13 protein-coding genes are annotated in these 22,715 nt (G+C 33.2%); 10 read left to right on the top strand and 3 right to left on the bottom strand.

Features of this window, described 5'->3' with window-relative positions; genetic code table 11:
• Nucleotides 1-547 precede the first annotated feature (547 nt).
• The gene (locus Q4Q34_RS12260) at nt 548-3,883 is read right to left on the bottom strand and encodes a glycoside hydrolase family 2 TIM barrel-domain containing protein (RefSeq protein WP_303316258.1); all 3,336 of its coding nucleotides are present in this window, start codon (nt 3,881-3,883) and stop codon (nt 548-550) included.
• Between the two features lie 180 nt (nt 3,884-4,063).
• Nucleotides 4,064-5,578 carry a sulfatase-like hydrolase/transferase gene (locus Q4Q34_RS12255; RefSeq protein WP_303316259.1) on the bottom strand — a complete coding sequence of 505 codons (1,515 nt, stop codon included), beginning with the start codon at nt 5,576-5,578 and terminating at the stop codon, nt 4,064-4,066.
• Nucleotides 5,579-6,027: 449 nt separating this feature from the next.
• Here Q4Q34_RS12255 and Q4Q34_RS12250 point away from each other — a divergent pair, with 449 nt between their 5' ends.
• Complete coding sequence (locus Q4Q34_RS12250; RefSeq protein ID WP_408611554.1) at nt 6,028-7,602, top strand: sulfatase family protein; 1,575 nt, start codon at nt 6,028-6,030, stop codon at nt 7,600-7,602.
• 606 nt (nt 7,603-8,208) lie between these two features.
• On the opposite strand, the gene Q4Q34_RS12245 is transcribed toward Q4Q34_RS12250, so the two are convergent.
• Entirely contained in the window at nt 8,209-9,816 is a 1,608-nt protein-coding gene (locus Q4Q34_RS12245; protein WP_303316261.1) for a tetratricopeptide repeat protein, read from the bottom strand.
• 269 nt (nt 9,817-10,085) lie between these two features.
• Here Q4Q34_RS12245 and Q4Q34_RS12240 point away from each other — a divergent pair, with 269 nt between their 5' ends.
• The 9 genes from Q4Q34_RS12240 (at nt 10,086) to Q4Q34_RS12200 (ending at nt 22,531) form a co-directional block, all read left to right on the top strand.
• The gene (locus Q4Q34_RS12240) at nt 10,086-12,626 is read left to right on the top strand and encodes a glycoside hydrolase family 2 TIM barrel-domain containing protein (protein ID WP_303316262.1); all 2,541 of its coding nucleotides are present in this window, start codon (nt 10,086-10,088) and stop codon (nt 12,624-12,626) included.
• Nucleotides 12,627-12,642: 16 nt separating this feature from the next.
• A complete protein-coding gene (gene aldA, locus Q4Q34_RS12235; protein WP_303316263.1) occupies nt 12,643-14,088 on the top strand; it encodes an aldehyde dehydrogenase in 1,446 nt (481 codons plus the stop codon).
• A gap of 240 nt (nt 14,089-14,328) precedes the next feature.
• Complete coding sequence (locus Q4Q34_RS12230; RefSeq protein WP_303316264.1) at nt 14,329-15,420, top strand: mandelate racemase/muconate lactonizing enzyme family protein; 1,092 nt, start codon at nt 14,329-14,331, stop codon at nt 15,418-15,420.
• Nucleotides 15,421-15,433: 13 nt separating this feature from the next.
• Nucleotides 15,434-16,474 (top strand): aldose epimerase family protein, encoded by a 1,041-nt coding sequence (locus Q4Q34_RS12225; RefSeq protein WP_303316265.1) that lies wholly within the window; start codon nt 15,434-15,436, stop codon nt 16,472-16,474.
• Nucleotides 16,475-16,503: 29 nt separating this feature from the next.
• Nucleotides 16,504-17,517, top strand: coding sequence for an L-rhamnose/proton symporter RhaT (locus Q4Q34_RS12220; protein ID WP_303316266.1), 1,014 nt, complete (start codon nt 16,504-16,506; stop codon nt 17,515-17,517).
• Nucleotides 17,518-17,631: 114 nt separating this feature from the next.
• Complete coding sequence (locus Q4Q34_RS12215; protein ID WP_408611553.1) at nt 17,632-18,744, top strand: glycoside hydrolase family 117 protein; 1,113 nt, start codon at nt 17,632-17,634, stop codon at nt 18,742-18,744.
• 6 nt (nt 18,745-18,750) lie between these two features.
• Entirely contained in the window at nt 18,751-19,650 is a 900-nt protein-coding gene (locus tag Q4Q34_RS12210; RefSeq protein WP_303316268.1) for a 3-keto-disaccharide hydrolase, read from the top strand.
• Between the two features lie 159 nt (nt 19,651-19,809).
• Nucleotides 19,810-21,387, top strand: a complete 1,578-nt coding sequence (locus Q4Q34_RS12205; protein ID WP_303316269.1) for an alpha-L-fucosidase — start codon at nt 19,810-19,812, stop codon at nt 21,385-21,387.
• Nucleotide 21,388: 1 nt separating this feature from the next.
• Entirely contained in the window at nt 21,389-22,531 is a 1,143-nt protein-coding gene (locus tag Q4Q34_RS12200; RefSeq protein ID WP_303316270.1) for an acyltransferase family protein, read from the top strand.
• Nucleotides 22,532-22,715: the final 184 nt, after the last annotated feature.

The following is a 22,715-nucleotide window of genomic DNA, read 5'->3' as shown; positions in this document are numbered from 1 at the left end:
TCGAGTGTCCCGAACTTGCTTCGGGATGTATCGAGAAGCTTTTTTTTGTCGAAAATTTATTTGCCTGCCTGTCGCAGACAGGTTTTTGATACGATTTTTTGCAAAAATCACTCTAACTGACATAAATTTTCTTATCCAAGATTCACGTTATTTAAGTATATTTTAAAGAATAGTGTTTCTAATTACATGGGAAAAGGAAATAGAAATCGTTTCTTTATTTGGCAATGTAATTGGTGTTTCGACTTGCTTAGATAGTACACAACCTGATACTAATGCTAAGTAACGTGAGTTCGATGTAATATTTTTGTAACATTTTGATTTTTAACTATTTAATGTATTGTCAGGTTGAGTACTTCGGCTGCGCTCAGTATAAACTAAAGTCGAGACCTATTGAAATTTGGAGTCATTTAAGAACCTCTCAGGACTGCGCTCGAGGAGACATTTCCCTGAATATTAGTCGGTTGTAAGTAATAATTGTGATTACTTATATCGAACTCATGTTAAGTAGATCAAAAAAAAATAAAACATCTATTTTTATTTTTAAGCGTTAAAACCTGATGCGCTCTACTTTAACTTTTGAAACAAATGGAACTAAATAAAAAGAGTATTTGTATGTTCCTGGTTTTATTCTATAAGGCTCCAGTGATTGTGCTCTTGAGCTCCAGGTATCATTTCCTCCAACACCCATCTGTTTTAAATCTACATGGACTGTTAAGACTTCTCTATCTTTTAATTCATTCATATGATTGGCTTCTTGAAGGTTTTCAATACTATGAGGAACAACACTAAAGTTTAACAAGTTTTCGCCCTTTACTAATACACCATTACCTGAAGCATTATAAACTTTAAACCAACGTGTACCGGTACGGTTACCATATTCTTGTGGATAAGCATAATGATAACTCATAGTTTTTGCGTTTGCTGAGTACAACCCAACCTCGGCTGCATAGTTTCTATCTTGATAGTTTGCTTGAGGTCCTTTTCCAAAATAAGTAACCTTTTTTCCATAGCTATTAGATATATCGAACGTCATACCTATTCTTGCTGCATTTGGTGCGCTTTCATCTATAGCAACGTTGTAATCAATCTTTACTTCTCCGCTTCCCAACAGGGTATAAACTAAATTAACATCTGTTTTTGGGCTTTCTATATTTCCTTTTACAGTAACAATCACTTTTCCTTTTTCACCAGAATTTATTACTACATCTTTTACTTTCATTAAATCTCCTGCTTTCATCCATTTAAGTTCTTTCGATAACTTTAAAGCAGCTCTATAAGCTTCATCATTTTCTGTTTCGGCCCTCCAAAAGTTTAACTTTAATGGTGACTTAACTACATCTACTCCTTTTGACTTGTATGAATTAATATAACCTGTAGATTTATTTATTTGAAGTGCTACGGACTTATTTTTAATTGTTATCGCAGTTTCGCTTTCATTAACCGTAAGCGATGCATTACTAGTTAAAGCCTTAGTTTCTGGAACATTATAGTTTAATTTAAATTGATCTTGAAAAACTACATAGCCTTTATTTTCCCAAAATGTATTCTCTTTTAATTTACCTAAAATATTGATAAAGTATTCTCTACCAATTTTTAATTTAGGTTTTTTAAAACCGATATTGATAATATCCGTTTCATAAGGTTTTGTTTTTAACGTTGGTATAATTCCTTTTTGAATCACAATCCCATTTTCAGTAAGTGTCCATTCTAAATCGTATCTAGATAAATCTACAGCATGGTGTCTATTACGCACTTTAAATCCTCCTTTTAACGCATCAGATACAGAAATAACAACGGGCTGATTTACCTTCTTACATTCATAAATTTCGGGTTTTGGCGTTCTATCTGCTGCTAAAATTCCGTTTAAACAAAAAGAACCAGAATTAGGCTCATCACCAAAATCACCTCCGTAAGCAAAAAACTCTTTTCCGTTTTCATCTTTTTGTAAAATACCCTGATCAATCCAATCCCAAATGTATCCGCCCAGAGCCCTATCATTGTTATAAATTAAATCCCAATACGTTTTCATGTTGCCCACTGAATTTCCCATAGCATGTGCATACTCACACATCAAAACAGGTCGACCATCAGTTGAACTCTTTTCTATTAAATTTTGTAATTCTTCAGGATGCGGGTACATTCGGCTAATAACATCTACCCAAGGAAGATCTATTAAACCTGCTTTCTCTGGATCATTATATATTTTGTTTTTCGTGATATTGGGATTTCCTTGAGCGCCTTCGTAATGTAAATATCTTGTTGGATCAAAATCTTTAATCCACCCAGCCATAGCTGCGTGGTTAGGCCCGGTTCCAGATTCATTACCCAAAGACCACATAACAATACTTGGGTGATTTTTATCCCTTTCTACCATTCTAATAGCTCTTTCTAAATAAGCACTCCCCCATTCTGGAACATTAGACAACTGACCTCTCAATCCATGAGTCTCTAAATTCGCTTCATCCATAACATACAATCCGTATTTATCACATAAATCATAAAAATAGGGGTCGTTAGGATAATGAGATGTTCTTACGGCATTAAAATTAAATTGTTTTAGCAGCTGCACATCTTTTTCCATGTCTGCACGAGAAACCGTTTTTCCATTAATCATATTATGGTCATGACGATTCACACCTATCATTTTAACCGGGTTTCCGTTTACTAAAAACTGTCCTTTTTTATTTATTTTAACTTCTCTAAATCCAACTTTTGTACTTGTACTCTGAATCACATCTCCTTTATTATTCTTTAGAGTAAATAATAACGTATATAAATACGGGTCGTCTGAAGACCATTTTCTAGGAGATTTTATTTCTGTTTCAATCAAACCAAAATATACATTATTACGTTGCGGATAAAACTCACCAAAATACTTCTTAAGTTCCATGATATTTTCATCTCCAACATGGTTACCTGCTGCATCAATTAATTGTGTTGTCAATGTCCAATCATCAACCGTTGTATGCAAAGGTGCTCCTCCAAAATGTCCTACCTTTTCAACATATTTGTTTTCTATGTTAGCTATAAATTCCGGTCTTATCTGAAGTAACGCATTTTCATAGTTTTGATCCAAGTCTGTGCGAATCGCAAAATCTGATAATCTTACTTTTGGCAAAGCTTGCAAATAAACTTCACGCTCTATACCACTCATTCTCCAATGGTCCTGAGCTTCTAAATAACTTCCATCAGACCATCTATAAACTTTAACAGCTATTTTATTATCTCCTTTTTTTATATGTTTAGTAATATCGAACTCAGACGGTAATCGGGTATCTTCACTGTAACCAATAAACGCTCCATTTACCCAAACATAGAAAGCTGAAGATACACCTCCAAAATGAAGAATGATATCTTTATCATCCCATGACTCATCAACATTAAATGTTTTTATATAGTGCCCTACCGGATTATCATGGTGATTTATATAAGGAAAATCACTAAAAAATGGATATGTTGAATTAGTATAAATCGGTCTTCCGTAACCTCTCATTTCCCAATTTGAAGGAACATCTATAGTGTTCCAATTTGATGCATCAAAATCACTTTCTTCAAATCTATTTAAAGCATCTGCTGGTTTAGCTACCCATTTAAATTTCCAGTCACCGTTTAAGGACTTGAATAATTTTGAATTTTCTCGAATCCCCGCTTTTGCTAAATCTACATTTTCGTATGAATAAAAAGTCGATTTGGCTGGTAATTTATTAATTTGATTTACAACAGGGTTCTCCCAATCATTTTGTTGTGCATTTATAAAACTAAAGGAGATTAATAAGAATACTAAAAGCGTATTGTTTTTAATGGTCATGGAATGTTTCATTATAATTTTAATAATGCCATTAGCTCCTCTATATCCATAAGAAAAAAGGTGAAGAACTGGCATCTTTTAATACTTCAATGTTTTTATTTGAGTTGAGCCTATAGAGCAAATGCCTTAGCCTTGAATAATTTGTTTATCAAATATAAATAAAAGAGGATTTAGAGCTTATAAATACCTCACTTTTAACGTATTTTTCTTATAATAACCACGTCACCTCTTCTGATTAGTTATGATTGATTATGTTTATAATAATTCATAAATAGGTTGTAAATCGACCGAATCGTCCATTTCTTTTTGCAATGTCATTAAATCTTCAAATAACACCTTTATTTTTTCTTTATGTAATGGATCATTTGCAATGTCATTCATTTCTTCCGGATCTTCCTCTAAATTAAATAAAAGAACCTTATTAATTTTAGGAAACACCAATAATTTAAAACCATCTTTCCTTATCATACGTTGTACGTCCAAATAGGCTCCATAAATTGATTTGTAATTACTTTTATTTGTTTGTCCCTTTGCTATATCCAAAAAACTATTAAACTCAACATAGTCTGGTTTTTCAATACCAGCTATTTCTAATGACGTTGCCATAACATCTTGCAAATAAACATCAGAGTTTACTCTTTTATCTTTAGGAATATCAGGTCCTATTATAATAAGAGGCGGACGAATACTGTGGTCAAATAACGTTTGTTTTCCTAATAATCCGTGTCTTCCCATGGCTAATCCATGATCTGATGTTAAAAATATATAGGTGTTATCTAGTTCTCCTGACTTTTTTAAAGCATCAATAATCAAACCAATCTGTTTATCTAAATGAGTTAGACTAGCATAGTATTCTTGTTTATGAACTTTTATTGCATACTCTGTTCTAGGAAATGGAGCCAAAGCTTCATCTCTTAAATCGTTACCATTGGCGATATCATTTCTGAATGGATATTCTGGTAAAAAACTTTTAGGCGTAGAAATATTCTCTAATGGGTACATATCTACAAACTCTTTTGGAGCTTGCCTAGGATCATGAGGTGCATTAAACGCCAAATACATAAAAAATGGGTTATCATCATTTTTTGCTTCATCTATAAATTTTATAGCATCATCTTTTACAACTTCACTCCAATGCTTACCGCCTTGCCAAAAACCTCCTTTGGACTTATCAAAAGGAGACCATGTGGTATCATTTTCACTTTTAGGTCGATTATATCCATTCGGCATAATATCTTCAGAATTTGCGTTCTTTACTTTTGATAAAGAATCAAACTTCGCAACCATTTCAAAATGTTCCCATGTATCATCAGGCATTCCCGGACGAACATGAGTTACTTTATTAAATAACCTTTCGGCAGGTGCATCTACATGCCATTTACCTGTCATGTAAGTTTTATACCCTTGGGACTCCAAAAGCTTAGGCCAACTTTTCTGAAAGCTACTTGAATCATTATCAACCCAATTCTGTCTAAATTCATTTGCCCTCCAAACAAATCTACCGGAAACAATCATAGCCCTGGAAGCAGCACAAACAGCTCCATTCCAAGCCCCCATATTATAGGCGTGTGTAAATGTTGTTCCTTCATGAACTAATTTATCAAAAGAAGGAGTTATAATTTCATCATTGCCCAAAGCATTTATAGACGAATAGGTTTGATCGTCGGTGAAAATAAAGACGATGTTCGGTTTCTCTGCTTTGCTTTCCTTTTTTTTAGATTGACATGAACAAAACACAAACACAAAAAATACGAAGTAATACTTAATCATTATTTTAAAATTTTAGTAACGCTGAATCAAAGATTGCCAAATTAAAATCCATCTCTTAATACAAATGAATTTATAAACAAACCATATGATCAAGAAACAAAAAAAATGAATCATTTTACTTTAAATTTAACACTTATATTAGAAAATAAACACTTTACAAATATTACCTCGCAATATGCGTTAGAGAAATCTTTTTTATGGGAGAGAAAGAAATTACTTCTTTAAAAAAACATTTGTGGTAATATCTGTAAAATATGTTCTAATGAATATCAAATAAATGTTCGACTTTTACATTGAAATAATACACTCAAAAAATGGCCATTAACAAAGTATTCATTCTCTGCTTTTCAATTTTTCTTTTTTTTCTAAACAGTTCTTGTGTAAATACGCAAAAAAAAGAGTCTGCAGCAAAAACTAATTCTGTGACTAAACCAAACATTATTTATATCATGGCTGATGATCATACATCACAGGCATTTGGAATTTATGGTAGCAGACTAGCCAAACTAAATCCAACTCCTACTTTAGACAAAATAGCTAACGAAGGACTTATTTTTGATAATTGTTTTGTTAATAATTCTATTTGTACCCCAAGTAGAGCCGCCATTTTAACTGGACAGCATAGCCAAGCAAATGGGGTTTTAGATTTAGAAGGTGTACTGCCCACAGAAAATCAATACCTCCCAATAGAAATTAAAAAATTAGGATACCAAACAGCCCTCATAGGCAAGTATCACTTAAAATCACAACCTAATTTCGATTATTATAACGTGTTCACGCATCATGGGCAACAAGGATCTTATTTCGACCCCTGGTTAACAGAAACGGGTATGCATTATGCGGCTTCTACAGACAAAAGTTACGAAGGAAAGCAATATAAAGGCCATAGTTCGGATATCGTTACAGATATTAGTATTAATTGGCTTAAAAACAAAAGGGATCCTAATAAACCGTTCTTTTTAATGTATCAATTTAAAGCACCTCATGACGATTTTGAATACGCCCCTCGATATAAAGATTATTTAGAAGACACTTACATACCAGAACCTGCAAGTTTATATTACAATGGGAATAATGGCTCTATAGCGACACGTGGTAAAAATGGAGAATTGCTAAGAGATATTGGCTCATCAGTTTCCAGACGAAACATTATTAGAAATAAGGGTATGAGAACCTGGAATAAAGAATCTTTAAAATATTCTGATCCTGAATTCAATCCGACACACAAAATCCATGAGTTAATGTCTGAAAAAGAATATACACATGCCACGTATCAGGAGTTTTTAAAACGTTATTTACGATGTGTAAAAGGAGTTGATGATAATGTTGCTCGAATGATTCAGTTTTTAAAAGACGAAGGACTGTATGAAAACACAATCATTGTATATACTGGAGATCAAGGTTTTATGCTAGGAGAGCATGATTACGTAGATAAACGTTGGATGTACGAAGAGTCTTTAAGAATGCCTTTCTTTGTGAGATATCCCGAAAAAATAAAAGCGGGAACCAGAACGGATGCCATTATTAATAATACTGACTTTGCACCGACTTTGATAGAAATGGCTGGCGGAACACCACCAGAACAAATGCAAGGCCATAGTTTTAAACATATTTTAGAAACCGGTAAAGAACCTAAAGATTGGCAGCAATCTACCTATTACAGATATTGGATGCATATGGCACATGCCCATGCCAATCCTGCACATTTTGGTATTAGAACTAAAGAATATAAACTCATTTTCTTTTATGGAAAATACTGGGTAGATACAGATGATCCAGAAGCTGAATGGAATAAAAAAAGTTGGGGTAATAGATTTACTATGCATACACCACCTGCCTGGGAATTTTACGATTTAACAAAAGACCCGGAGGAAATGAATAATGCATACCAAGACCCTAATTACAAAGATATTATAGCCAACTTAAAGGAACAACTTATTGCAAAACGAAAAGAACTTAATGAAGAAGATGGAGAAAAATATCCACATATTCAAAAAGTTATTGATGAACACTGGAATGATTAATTCTAACATAAACCAACATTAAATCAATGATTTTCAAATCTTTGTCATTTCGAAAGAGCGAAGTATGAGTGACGAGAAATCTCATAAGGATGGGATTCCCTGTCTACCGCTACGGTGAACCCACAAAACCTCCAGAGGCGTGGCGTTTAGCCCTCTCCTTTAACAGCTCGTTCCCACCTAAATAGATAATTTTTAAGATTTAAAAAGGTGTTTAAGGTGCTCGTTAAGAAATGACCATTAGGCAAGCCCCGACCCTTCGTAAGAATAAAGGACAAAAGCTTCGAAACCCAGGAGCATAGCATTGGATGGCGCATTGACGCGACGTCGAAGTTTTGTGCTAGGTTCTTCTCGATCTTAAGAGAGAAGAAATTCCTATCGAAGGGGCGTCTTTTCTTTTGTTACTTTTCTTTGGACGAACAAAGAAAAGTAAATAATGAATCTTTTTAAAGATGTGGGGACACTGTAGCTACCGACAGACAGGTTAACCAGCAACATTCAGATATATTTAAATGACATCGCAAGTAAAGTAAGTCCTGGCACGAGTATTAATTACAAATCGAGATATTGTCTTTTGAAATAATTTTGAAAAATTTGTAATTTTTTTTATTAAATTTTATTTATGACTTCCTCTAAATTCTGATTGCGCTGCAAACCTAATTTTTTCCTCAACCTATACCTGGAAGTATGAACACTTTCAACAGAAATACCTAACAACTTTGCCATGCCTTTGCTTGGAAAATTCAATTTAACAAGGGCACATATTTTTTGATCTGTTGCACTTAAATTTGGGTATAATTTTTTTAACTTTTTATAGAATTTTTGATTAATGCTAGTAAATCTTGCTTCAAATTCTTTCCAATTACTATCGGGTGTTCCTTGAACAGATCGCAGTAACCTTTTAATAGCATTCACATCTACCAAACCCTCTGCTTGATGACTCAATTCCTTTTTTATACTTGAAATAAATTCATCCTTTTCAATCAACCTTAAAGCAGATTCTGTTAATTCTTTGTTTTTTAATTCTAATATTTCATTTTGTTTTTGAAGTTTTAGTTTTTGCTTCTCTTTTAATATTTTCTTCTCTATTTTATGCTTATTCCTTATATATCGAACAAATAAATACCCAAAAAGGACTAAAAAAACGATAATAACAAAAAGTATAATTCTTTGTAAAAAATAAATTTTTTCCTCCTGCTCCAATTGGGTTATTCTTTGCTGTTTAAGGACATTCTCCTGCTTATCTTTTTCTAATCGATATTTATCTTTTATTCCTAATAAATATTGATTATTAACACTTTTACCTCCAAAAACGGCATCATTTAGGGCTTTTTCTTTTTTTAAGTACTTATAAGCTTCACTTATATTTCCGTTATGTTGATATAATTCGCTTAAAGATTTATATACTTTTAATTTATAATTAGAATGACTTTTGAGCTCTTCAGATAATTGCAAAGATTTCTTATTATGAAAAATACTCAAATTTATTTTGTCCATCCTAGCATAAATATCTCCCAAGAGGGCATGAACAATCATTAAATATGAACGATCACTAATTTCAAAAAAGGACTTAGCTTCTTTTATTTTTCTAATAGCCTGATCATAATTACCATCAATGGCATCTAAATAACCTGACTCAACCTCAAGATAGAAATTTTTTCTCCATTTAGTTTTTACTTGATAACAACTGTCCAAATAAATCTTAGCCATTTTATAATCCTCCCTCACTCTATAGAAATTCAGTAAAGAAAAGTAGTTGCTCAAAATCTCACTATCTACATCTTTATTATTTTTAGACAGTTCCTTATTTAACTTCAAGGCCAAATTAATATACTTCAAAGACTCTGAATCACGTTTATAAAAACTGTACAACCACCCCAATCCTTCGTAAATTTTAGGCTTAGAAATAGAATCTTTAGACATATCTGCCAATAATAAAGCCTCCCAATAGCCATCATAAGATTTAACATAATTAACCGTATGTGCATAAACACTTGAAAGTTCAATTAAAAAATCTATGGCCTGAAGTGTGTCTTTTGATTTTAAATTTTTTTGATACCCTTTATCAAAAAAATATACCGCACTGTCTGGGTTAATAAACTTAAGTTTTAAAGCCTTTTCTTTTATTTGTTCATTTGTTAGTGTTTCAAAAGATTGAGCATAGCCATTAAAAAAAGATAAAAAAACAAATAAAACATTTAGAAAATAAAACTTCATAATTCATATATTATGTCTATGACAAATATAGATTCTAGTTTATACTTTAAAAAAAAACTCACATAAAAAAACTATCAAAACTGAATCTAACAACCAAAAATAGAACATAAAAAACTAAAAATCAATTTGTTGAAAAACAAAAACAAAATCTAAAGTTAATATTACATAAAACCCAAAAAATAATGCTTTGTACAGTTAATATCTAGTTTAAAAACATAAAAAAAACGCACAAATTTGACATTTTTGTAATGTATCACATAATGATCTAAATGAAAAAAGCAATTCAAATCTTATTTATAGCAATTCTAGCATATTGTTGCAATTCTAATACATTTGACAATCATTCAAAAAACAAAGATTTCAACTCCGATTGGAATTTCTATTTATCGCAAGAAGACCTCGACGTAAAAAAAATCACAGCTTCAAAATTTAAAAATATAAACCTGCCTCACGATTGGGTTATAGAAAATGAATTTGATTCAACACTTGCCAAAGACGCTCTTGCCACTGGATATTTGAAAAGTAAAGGTTATGGTTATTATAAAAAAACATTTGATACCGAACCTAATAATAAAAACGTTGTTTATTTACATTTTGACGGGGTATATAACAACAGTGAAATATGGCTAAATAATAAGAAATTAGGGTTTCACCCATATGGCTATTCTCCCTTTTATTTCAATATTTCAAAACATCTTAATCAAAACGGAAAGAACAATGAAGTAATAGTCAAAATTGACCATAGCAGATATGCAGATAGCCGTTGGTATACCGGAGCAGGTATATATAGAAAAGTGGATCTAATATCTTTAAACAAAGTACACATTCCTATCTGGGGCACCTTTATAACAACCCCAAAAGTATCTAAAACAAACGCTACGATACAACTAGATATAACAGTACAAAATGACCTTTCTACCGAATCCAATATCAAAGTTAAAACAGTAATAATAGATAATAATAATGTTGAAATAAAATCAACCTCAACTAATTCTAATATAAAAGAGAACTCGACAAATCAAATCACTCAAACCATTCAAGTTGAAAATCCAAAACTATGGAATACAACAACCCCAAACCTTTATAAAGCCATTACTTCCATTATAAAAGACAATGAAACCTTAGATACTTATGAAACCACTTTTGGTATTAGAAGTATTAAGTTTGACGCCAATAAAGGATTCTTCTTAAATGGAGAAAACATGAAAATAAAAGGCGTTTGTTTACATCATGACGGTGGCCTAGTAGGGGCAGCCGTACCAAAAGGGGTTTGGAAGCGTAGATTACAAACTTTAAAAGATGGTGGCTGTAATGCTGTAAGAATTTCACATAACCCTGCGTCTTCAGAGTTTTTAGATTTATGCGACGAAATGGGAATCATGGTTCAAGATGAATTTTTTGATGAGTGGGATAACCCCAAAGACAAACGTCATAATAAAGGAGAAAGCAAAAGTACAGATTATATAACCCGAGGTTATGGTGAACACTTTCAAAAGTGGGCAGAAACAGACTTAAAAAACACTGTAAGAAGCCACCGTAATCATCCTTCCATTATTCAATGGAGTATTGGTAATGAAATTGAATGGACCTATCCAAAAAATGCTGCTGCAACAGGTTTTTTTAATAATATGGAGTGGAGTGGTAATTATTTTTGGTCAGAACCGCCATACACTACAGAAAAAATTAAAGAGCAATTAGATGCTATTCCAAGTGGTAAATATGATATTGGCAGAACGGCTCAAAAATTATCTAAATGGACTAAAGAATTAGATACTACCCGCCCCATAACTGCCAACTGCATATTACCATCTGCAAGTCATTTATCAGGTTATACGGATGCTCTTGATGTTGTAGGTTATAGTTATAGAAGAGTTTTATATGACTACGGACATGAAAATTACCCAGACAAACCAATTATGGGTACAGAAAATTTAGGACAATACCATGAATGGAAAGCTGTAATGGAACGTCCATTTATATCGGGCACTTTTTTATGGACTGGAATAGATTATATGGGTGAAATTAGAGACCCTTGGCCAGTGCGTGTACAACCTTCCGGTTTATTAAACTCCGCTGGTTTCCCTAGAGGATCTTACCATATGATGAAAACCTTGTGGCATGATGAACCTCATATAAAAATAGCCACTCAAAATATTGAAAAATCTCTTTATATAATAAATGACAAAAAGCAAATTGTAGCTAAAGATCCCGAAAAATGGAAACGCGCATTATGGGAATGGCAGGATGAAAATGATCATTGGAACTATAATTTAAATGATATGATTGCCGTAGCCATATACTCAAATTGCGAAGAGATTGAACTCTTTTTAAATGATAAATCTTTAGGAAAAAGGACATTATCAGAATTTGAAGATCATATTTACAAATGGGGAGTGCCTTTCACAGATGGCAAACTAGTAGCTAAAGGAATAAAAGATGGTACAGAAATCACATCAGAAATTATTACAGCAAGAAAAGCAACTAAAATTAAACTTTCCTCTAAAGAAATAAAACTAAAGGCTAATAATAATGATGTATCACATATCATTGCTCAACTAATAGATGATAAAGGCAATCCAGTAAAAACAGATAATAAAGAAATTGCTTTTGAAATTAAAGGAAATGCCAAGCTATTAGGAGTAGATAGTGGCTGGATAAAAAGTGTTGAAAAGTTTCAATCTAACAAAAGCACAACACATAACGGAAAAACACTATTAATTATACAAACAACTGATAAAGTTGGAGACGTTCAAATCATTGCAAAAAGTAAAGGCCTCGAAGATGCCAGTCTGCAAATTCAAGTCGAATAAAAATTGATAAAACAATATGAAAGATTACAAATTATTTATTGATGGGAAATGGAAAACTTCAACTTCAGGTGAAACTATTGATATTATAAACCCATCAACTGAAGAGCTTGTAGCTCGAGTGCAAAATGGTACTTCTAAAGAAGCTATCGAAGCTCTGGAAGCTGCTGAAAAAGCTCAAAAAGACTGGAAAAAATTACCAGCACGTTCAAGAGCCGATTTATTATACAAACTAGCTAATGAAATTAAAGCAAATTCAGATTATTTAGCTGAGTTATTAGTTAAAGAACAAGGGAAACTTTTAAAAGTTGCAAAAATGGAAGTTGCAGTTACTGCTTCTTTTATTGAATATGCATGCGAAGGAGCCCGTAGAATTGAAGGCGACATCATCCCTTCCGATAATCCAAATGAACAAATTTGGATTCAAAAAATACCTCGTGGAGTTGTTGTAGCCATTACTGCCTGGAATTTCCCATTAGCATTGGCAGGCAGAAAATTAGGTCCTGCTCTAGTTGCAGGGAATACACTTGTAATCAAACCTACTTCTGAAACGCCTTTAGCAACTTTAGAACTAGGGAATTTAGCCAACAAAGTTGGAATTCCGGCTGGTGTCATTAATATTTTAACCGGACCAGGTAAAGCCATGGGTAATGCATTAGTAGAAAGCCCTATTACTAAAATGGTAACTATGACAGGCTCGACTCCGGTTGGTCAGCAAATTGCCCGAAATGCAGCTAAAAACTTAACACATGTTCAATTAGAACTAGGTGGAAAAGCACCTTTTATTGTATTTGAAGATGCCGATATTGATGCTGCAGTAGATTCGGCTTTACACTCTCGTTTCGATAACTGCGGACAAGTATGTACTTGTAACGAGCGTATGTATGTTCATGAAGATGTCTATGACGTTTTTATGGAAAAATTCATAGCTAAAACAAAAGCTTTAAAAGTTGGTGATCCGATGTTGGATGAAACAGATATGGGGCCAAAAGTAAACAAGAATGAGTTAGAGCATATGGAGCATTTAGTAAAAGTAAGTGTTGAAGAAGGTGCCACAATTGCCACTGGTGGAAAAAGACCAGAAGGTACCGAATTTGAAAAAGGATACTGGTTTGAACCTACAGTTTTAACGAACGTTACCCAAAATATGACTATTGTCCATGAAGAATCATTCGGACCAATTTTACCAGTTTTAAAATTTAATTCTTTTGATGAAGTCATGGGCTATGCTAATGATTGTGAGTATGGGTTGGCAGCAATGGTATTTACCAATAACATGAACACCATTATGAAATGTAATGAAGAGTTAGAATACGGTGAAATTTATGTAAATAGAGGTCATGGTGAACAACATCAAGGTTTCCATAATGGCTATAAACTATCTGGCTCTGGTGGAGAAGATGGTAAATATGGATTTGAACAATATTTAGAAAAGAAAACTTTTTACATTAAACATAAAGCATAATTAAAATTGGAGTTGCTTATGTTAAAGATACACAAGAAAACAGTTCTAAATAACGTGAATTCGATGTGAATTTCAATAGACAAATAATGCTTATATTTCTAATAAACAGTATTTTGTCATGTCGATAAGAAAAGCATGAGCGACAAGACACCTCAGAAGGATAAGTAAAAAAGAAGTATAGAATCTGCAATTAAACCAGTTAAAATTCTTGCTAGATTAAAATAAAATATTAAAAAATAAATGAATACAAAAATTTCAAAAATAGATGTTAAGCTATTTGTCGTTCCATTACCTGAGGTAATGTCTGACGCTAAACATGGTGATCACTATCATTTTGAATTAATTACAACTACCATAACCTTAGAAAATGGGGAAGAAGGGACAGGATACACCTATACCGGTGGAAAAGGAGGGCATGCTATAAAAGCCATGATAGAACATGACTTTGCTAATGTTTTAATTGGAAAAGACGGGACAGATATTGATGGTATTTACGACTTTTTAGGTTGGCATGTGCATTATGTAGGACGGGGTGGTATTGCGTCATTTGCAATTTCAGCAGTAGATATAGCACTTTGGGATATAAAATGTAAACTATTAGGGTTGCCCCTCTGGAAAGTAGCCGGAGGTGCAAATAATACCTGTAAAGCGTATTGCGGCGGTATCGATTTAATGTTTCCATTAGAGAAACTTCTAAACAATATAAAAGGTTATTTAGCCAATGGATATAATGCAGTAAAAATTAAAATAGGAAAAGACAATCTAGAAGAAGATTTAGAGCGTATCCGGGCTGTTCGCGAATGCATTGGACCAGATATTACTTTTATGGTTGATGCCAATTATTCTATGACTATAGAAAAAGCCATCAAAGCTATTGAAGGCTTCAAGCAATACAACATTACCTGGTTTGAAGAACCCATCATTCCTGATCATTATAAAGGCTATGGAGAGATCGTTGAAAAAACAGGGTTTCCTTTGGCAATGGGTGAAAATCTGCATACCATTCACGAATTTGAATATGCCATGGAAGATGCAAAATTATCGTTTGTACAACCTGATGCTTCAAACTGTGGTGGTGTAACAGGCTGGTTGGCTGCTGCTAAATTAGCAGCAAAACACAATATTCCAGCTTGCTCACATGGCATGCAAGAATTGCATGTAAGTTTAGTATCATCACAACCAAATGCAGGTTGGTTAGAAGTACACAGTTTTCCTATTGATGAATATACAACGCGACCATTGGTCGTTGAAAATCACAAAGCGGTAGCTCCTGATTATCCTGGAGTTGGTGTTATTTTTAATTGGGAAAAATTAAATCCTTTTAAAGTTTAATAATGAATTAATTATGGGAATTACTAAAAACAAATTTGGTATTTATAACAACCAAAACATAGACCTATTTACGCTTAAAAATGCAAATGGAATGGAAGTTAAAATTACGAACTACGGGGCAACCATAACCTCGTTAATCATTCCAAATTCAAAAGGGGAATTAGAAAACATTGCCTGTGGTTTTGACACGCTTGAAGGATATTTTGGAAAAGACTATGTTGAAAACTCACCCTATTTTGGAAGCACCGTTGGTCGCTACTGCTCTCAAATTAAAGATGCAAAATTCTCATTAAACGGCAAAGCATATACATTAGCATCAAATTGTGGAAATAATAATTTGCATGGAGGCACAGTAGGGTTTGATAAAAAAATATGGGAAGTCGAAATTATAGATGATAACTCGCTAAAAATGCATTTAACGAGTAAAGATTTAGAAGAAGGATACCCTGGAAATGTAGAAGTGTCGGTGTTATTCACAGTAACTCCAGAAAACGAATTAAAAATTGATTACCATGCTATACCAGATCAAGACACTCCTCTATCATTAACTAACCACACTTATTTTAATTTAGATGCTTTTTCAGGTACTGTTGAAGATCATATTGTAACTGTAAATACCAATAAGCGGCAAGAAATGGACGAAACAGGCGCAGGAACAGGTACAATTATAAATGTCTCGGGCAAAGCAGATGATTTAAGAGAAGGTAAAAGAATTGGAAACGTCCATAAAGACATGGGAGATGGATTTGAGCATTTTTATGTTTTCGATAACCCTGATTTCAAATTAAATCAAGTCGCTTCAATTATTTCAAAAGAATCAGGACGAAGTTTAACAGTCTTTTCTACCGAACCATGTATGCTTTTGTATACAGGAAAATATACTTCAGATACCATAAAAAGAGAAAACGGAGAACAATACGGAAAATATAGAGGGTTTTGTTGCGAAACACATCGCTATCAAAACGGACCAAATATAGAGAACTCGCCAAAGTCAATAACCAAGGCTGAAGAAGCGTTTAAGAGTACAACCATCTTTAAATTTGGATGGAAATAAAACCATTTTATAACTAAAACCAAACAATTATGATTGAAGGTGTATTATTAGCAGTTTTTGCAGGATTAATGTTGGGATTATATGCACTCCCTGAAAAATTCACAAAAGATTTTAAGTATGAAAACACTTGGAGTTTATTCTTTTTACTAACCATGTTTGTTGTTCCCATTATTGCTTCAATGACTTTAATCAATGGTTTTGGAGATATTTTTAGCAACATGCCTACCGATATTTGGATAAAAATGGGGCTAACAAGTTTCCTTTGGGGAATTGGTGTAATGATGTGGAGTAAAGCCATCAATCATATTGGTTTATCATTAGGCTTTTCATTATTTATAGGAACTATAATATTAGTAGGTTCCTTACTACCGTATTTGGAAGAAGGTTTACCAGCAAACAATGTCTTAATTACCATATTAATTGGCTTGGGAGTCGTTTTAATAGGTGTTTTTGCCAATGGTAAAGCAGGATTGATTAGAGAGAAAGATGAAGCAGATGCTAGCGAAAAGAAAGAAGGTAAAGGAGCCATGGTTACAGGAATCTTAATTGCTGTGATAGGCGGTTTGCTTGCTACAGGATTTGCTTATGCTAATGCTGCTGGAAGACCCTATTTACATGAAGTTTGTCAGGCAGCTGGAAACCCTGAATGGGTTACCGCAGTAGCTGTTATGTTTCCTATTTTTTTAAGCGGGGGGATTGTAATGACAGCTTATTTTTTATGGCAATTATCTCAGAAAAAAGCATGGAGAGATTTTAAAACGCCTGCATTTGGTAAAAACTTTGTGCTTATTTTAATCATGGCGGTGTTTCACTATGCAGCTTCAGCCTTATTTGCATTTGCAGCTTTTAAATTGGGAGAAAGCGGAAATACTGTTGGGTATGCCATATTTAATACCTCATGTGTAGTAACAGCCATTGTAAGTGGGATTATAACTAAAGAATGGATCAATGCGTCTTCTAAGGCAAAGAAATACTTGTATTTAAGCTTAATCTGTATGGTTAGTGGTATTATAATAGTTGCCATTGGAAACGGAGCCGTTTAATAAATAAGAAAGATTAAGATGAAAAAAATGTCATGCATATTATTAGCATCTCTGGGAATCTCATTAATTTCCTGCAATAAAGAAAAAAAAGAATCGATAAAAGAAAGTAATCAAATGGAAATTTCTGATGAACAACTTGACTTTTTAGGCATTACTAATAAAGATACGTTAAGTGCAGCCTCTAAGAGAGCTTTAAAATGGCCAACAGATTTAGGTAATGATTGGTTTTTCGAACACGAAGTTGAAGACTTAAAAGGTGATTTGGCATATGAAGAAGGTGTTGTTAGAAGAGATCCAAGTGCCATGATTAAACATGATGGCAAATATTATGTTTGGTATAGCAAAAGTACTGGACCTTCTCAAGGCTTCGGAGGCGATATAGAAAATGAGAAGGTGTTTCCTTGGGATCGATGTGATATTTGGTACGCTACCTCAGAAGATGGATGGACATGGAAAGAAGAAGGGTTAGCAGTGGCTCGTGGTGAAAAAGGCGCTTATGATGATCGTTCTGTTTTTACAGTTGAAATTATGGAGCATGAAGGCATGTACTATTTATGCTATCAAACGGTAAAATCGCCTTATAATATTAGGGTTAAGAATCAAATTGGTTTGGCATGGTCAAATTCTCCAAATGGTCCATGGACCAAAAGTGAAGAACCTATATTAAGCCCTGCGGATAATGGAATTTGGAAAGGTGAAGTCCAAAATAGATTCGCTGTAGAGAAAAAAGGAGATTTTGATAGTCATAAAGTCCATGACCCTTGTATTTTACCCTACAATGGGAAATTTTATTTGTATTACAAAGGTGAACAAATGGGGGAAGCCATTACTTTTGGTGGGCGTCAAATTAGACATGGTGTAGCTATAGCAGATAATCCAAAAGGGCCCTATATAAAATCACCTTACAATCCCATTAGCAATAGTGGTCATGAAATTTGTGTTTGGCCCTATAAGGAAGGGATAGCTTCTTTAATAACAACCGATGGTCCTGAAAAAAATACGGTACAATGGGCTCCAGACGGTATTAATTTTGAAATTAAAAGTGTTATTAAAGGTGCGCCACATGCTATTGGTTTAAATAGAACTGCAGATAATGACAAGAACCCAACAGAAATTTTAAGATGGGGATTAACGCATGAATATAAAACTTCGGATTATCAATATATTAGAAGATTTACAACTTGGAATGTGAAAAGACATGTTGCAAAGGGTGTAAATAAGGAATAATAGTTTATGAAAAAAATAGTCTTATTATTACTTGTTAACTTCCTAATCCTGGTTTCAACGAATGAATTAATAGGACAAAACACCAATAAACCCAGTAACTCCTGGCATGATTTATTAGAAGACAAATTAAGTGAGTGGGATATTTTTATGGGAGCTCCACACAGCTCAACAGAAATTGAGGGCTACGAAAAGTTTGATGATGTAACCAAAGGCACACCAATTGGTTTAAATAAAGACCCAAAAAAGGTTTTTACTATTATTGAAGAAAACGGAACACAGGTTTTAAAAATTTCGGGAGAGATTTTTGCAGGACTTGTAACAAAAAAATCTTATAAAAATTATCATTTAAAATGGCAATTCAAATGGGGTGATAAAAAATGGGAACCACGCTTAAACAAAAAAAGAAACAGTGGGGTTCTTTATCACAGTATTGGTGATTATACAGATTTCTGGAATGTCTGGATGACGAGTTTAGAGTGTGAAGTACAACAAACCGATTGCGGTGATTTTATAACCATAGGCCATAACAATGTAAAAGCACAAGCTCCTAGTATCAAAAAAGACGGCAAATTTTATTTTTCACCAAAAGCACCGTTAATAGATTATGGTTGGGGTGATGGTTTTGAAACAGGCAGATGTTATAAACCCGGAGACCCAGAAAAACAACATGGAAAATGGAATACAATGGAACTCATTTGCTATGACAATATAGCCATTCATATATTAAATAATGAGGTTGTTATGGTTGTAAAAAATGCACAAGCCAAAATAAACAATAAGTGGATTCCTATGACCGAAGGTAAGATACAAATTCAGTCTGAAGCTGCCGAAATCTTCTATAAAAATATAAAAATTAAATCCTTAAAAGAATTATCGAAAAAACATAAAGACATGGCAGGTTTGTAATCTTTGTGTATAACATCTCTTTTCTATTAAACACCTTATTTTCAATATTTGGTGTATAAGTTTAGTTGAACATACGTTGTATAATATTATTCATATGACCTAATAAGAATACTACTTAATAAATAAATTAGTGTTTTATAAAACAGCACTAATTATAAAATGACATTTATTAAAAAATCAATTTTTATTCTCTTTGTTGCATTACTTTCTTTTGCTTGTAAAGAAAACAAACAAAAAGAAGATGTAGAAGTTTCAAAAGCGGAAGCCAAATATACTGCCGATTGGGAATCACTAAAACAACATGAAACTCCAGAATGGTTTTTAGATGCTAAATTTGGTATTTACTGCCATTGGGGGCCTTATTCTGTGCCAGAATTCGAAAATGAATGGTATGCACACTGGATGTATGTAAATAAGGACAATCCAGAGGCAAAAAATGGAAAAGCTAGTATTTTTTACGACCATCATGTAAAAACATATGGACCACTTGATAAATTTGGATATAAAGATTTCATTCCAATGTTCAAGGCAGAAAAATTTGATGCAGCAGAATGGGCTGACCTATTTCAAAAAGCAGGAGCAAAATTTGCTGGTCCAGTTTCTGAGCACGCCGACGGATTTGCCATGTGGGATAGCGAACTAACCCAATGGGATGCCAAAGATATGGGGCCTAAACGTGACGTTATGGGTGAATTATCTAAAGAAATTCGCAAACGGGATATGAAATTTATTGCTACCTACCACCGTCAGTGGTTATTTGGATGGTACCCAACCTGGGATGAAACTACAGATGCTTCAAACCCTAAATATGCTGGCTTATATGGCCCTAAATTAAAGAAGGGAGACAACCAAATGCCCCGTAACAACCATGACATTGAAAATGGTGTTAAGAAATACTACCCTCTGGCCGACAAAAAATTTAATGATGAATGGCTAGCTAGATTAAAAGAAATCATTAAAAAATACGATCCGGATTTAGTTTGGTTTGATAATAAAATGGATGTTATTAGTGAGACCCATAGAAAAGAATTTTTAGAACACTATTATAACGCGGCAGATAAAAGCGGAAAAGATGTGGTGGCCACTTACAAATTCCATGATTTTAAACCCGGAACAGCTGTATTAGATCTGGAGCGTTCTAGAATGAGTGAAAAGAAAAATTTTCCTTGGCTAACAGACGATTCAATCGACTGGAAATCATGGTCACACATCAGTGATCCTGATTATAAATCTACCAACAGGCTTATCGACTTTTTAGTTGATGTTGTTAGTAAAAATGGTGCTGTTTTATTAAACATAACACCAAAATCAAATGGTGAAATCCCAGAACCGGTAAAAGAACGTCTTTTAGAAATGGGAGCTTGGTTAGAAGTAAATGGTGAAGCTATTTATGGTACAAGAACTTTCAAAATATATGGTGAAGGTGATGCCAAAGTAAAAGAAGGCCATCTAAGCGAACACCAAAATGTCGATAATACAGCAAAAGATATTCGTTTCACAACTAAAGGAGATACTCTGTATGCTATTGTTTTAGATTGGCCAAAGGAAGAAGAACTTGTTATACATACTTTAAAAGAAGGGAACGAATGGTATAAAACTGAAATAGCATCTATTGAATTGTTAGGACATGAAGGGCATTTAGATTTTAAAACTGACACTGAAGGCTTAAAAATAAAACTACCTAAAAAACCAACAGGAAAACATGCTTTTTCATTTAAAATAACACCTATAAAATAGCATGAAGCCTTACTTAAACAACCTATCATCTTTAAGAGGCATCGCCGCTATTTTAGTAGCTTTATTACACTTCCATTTTTTTCTAGGTCCTTTAATTCCATTTAAAGACGGCGATTTTATTGGTAAATTATATCTAATGGTTGACCTATTCTTTATTTTAAGTGGTTTCATTATGTGCTATGTATATGAAGATATATTTGACAAAGGAGTTGTAAAAAAAAATTATAAGAACTTTTTAATAGCAAGATTCGCAAGAATTTACCCCTTGCATTTTTTAGTATTAACAGCAGAAGTGTGTCTTTTTATAGCTTATATATATGTTGGAAAATTTGAATTGTTAAGTGATTTCAACCAACATCTTTATAGGTTAGACGCTATTCCTGTTCAATTACTATTTTTAGAAACAGTAGGTATTTTCGATTTTGCTACATGGAACATGCCTGCATGGAGTTTGAGTGCAGAATGGTGGGCCTATATGATCTTTCCATTTGCCTTTATTCTATTTAAAAAAATAGGATATAAAAAATGGTTTTTAGGGTTAATGGTAGTTGTACTACTTTGGTTTTTTATTGAATTTGTACTTGCTCCACTACAACCATTCTTAACCTATCCCCCAAACCCAAATAAAAAAGACCTAGATGTAAACTGGCATTGGGGAACACTTAGAGGCATTGTTGGATTCATTGCAGGAATGATAGTTTGGCAGGTTTATAAAGCATCAACATTTAAAAACGTGTTCTCTAAAAGTTGGATATTCATTGCTTTATTATTACTCAGTATTGTATCTATGAACTTATGGTATGACACCATTACTGTTTCTATATTTATGATGATCATATTGTCATCAGCCTATGGAGGCCCATCTATTGATAAATTTTATTCATTTAAAATACTAAGAAAATTAGGCGATTGGTCTTTTTCTATTTACATATGGCATATGTTTATAATAAATTTAGTACGCTTTTACTTCATGCTGGATAGGGAAGAAAAAGTAAATGGTCTGCTAAGACCATTTAATAGTAGCCTTTCTGAGGCTAGAATTTATTTCGCTGTGTTCATTCTTACAGTAATTCTCATCGGTTATTTATCTTTTAAATATATTGAAACCCCTACTCGTAAATGGATTAGAAATAAATTTAAGTAAAACACATTCGTTCTACCATTTAAAACATATGTTCTTCATATCAAGGATAGCTATAAAGTAACTTTGTATTTGCTCGATTTAAAAGAAATATCAACACTAATTCTTTAAACGCAAATACTGTTTATAATTCATAAATCTCCGTTTTTGAGCTGAGAACACAATAATAATCCATACAATGATAAGA

Origin of the sequence: Flavivirga abyssicola, from assembly GCF_030540775.2 — a bacterium.
GTDB lineage: Bacteria > Bacteroidota > Bacteroidia > Flavobacteriales > Flavobacteriaceae > Flavivirga > Flavivirga abyssicola.
The sequence above is the reverse complement of the archived record's forward strand: the minus strand, read 5'-3'. Positions and strand labels throughout refer to the sequence as shown.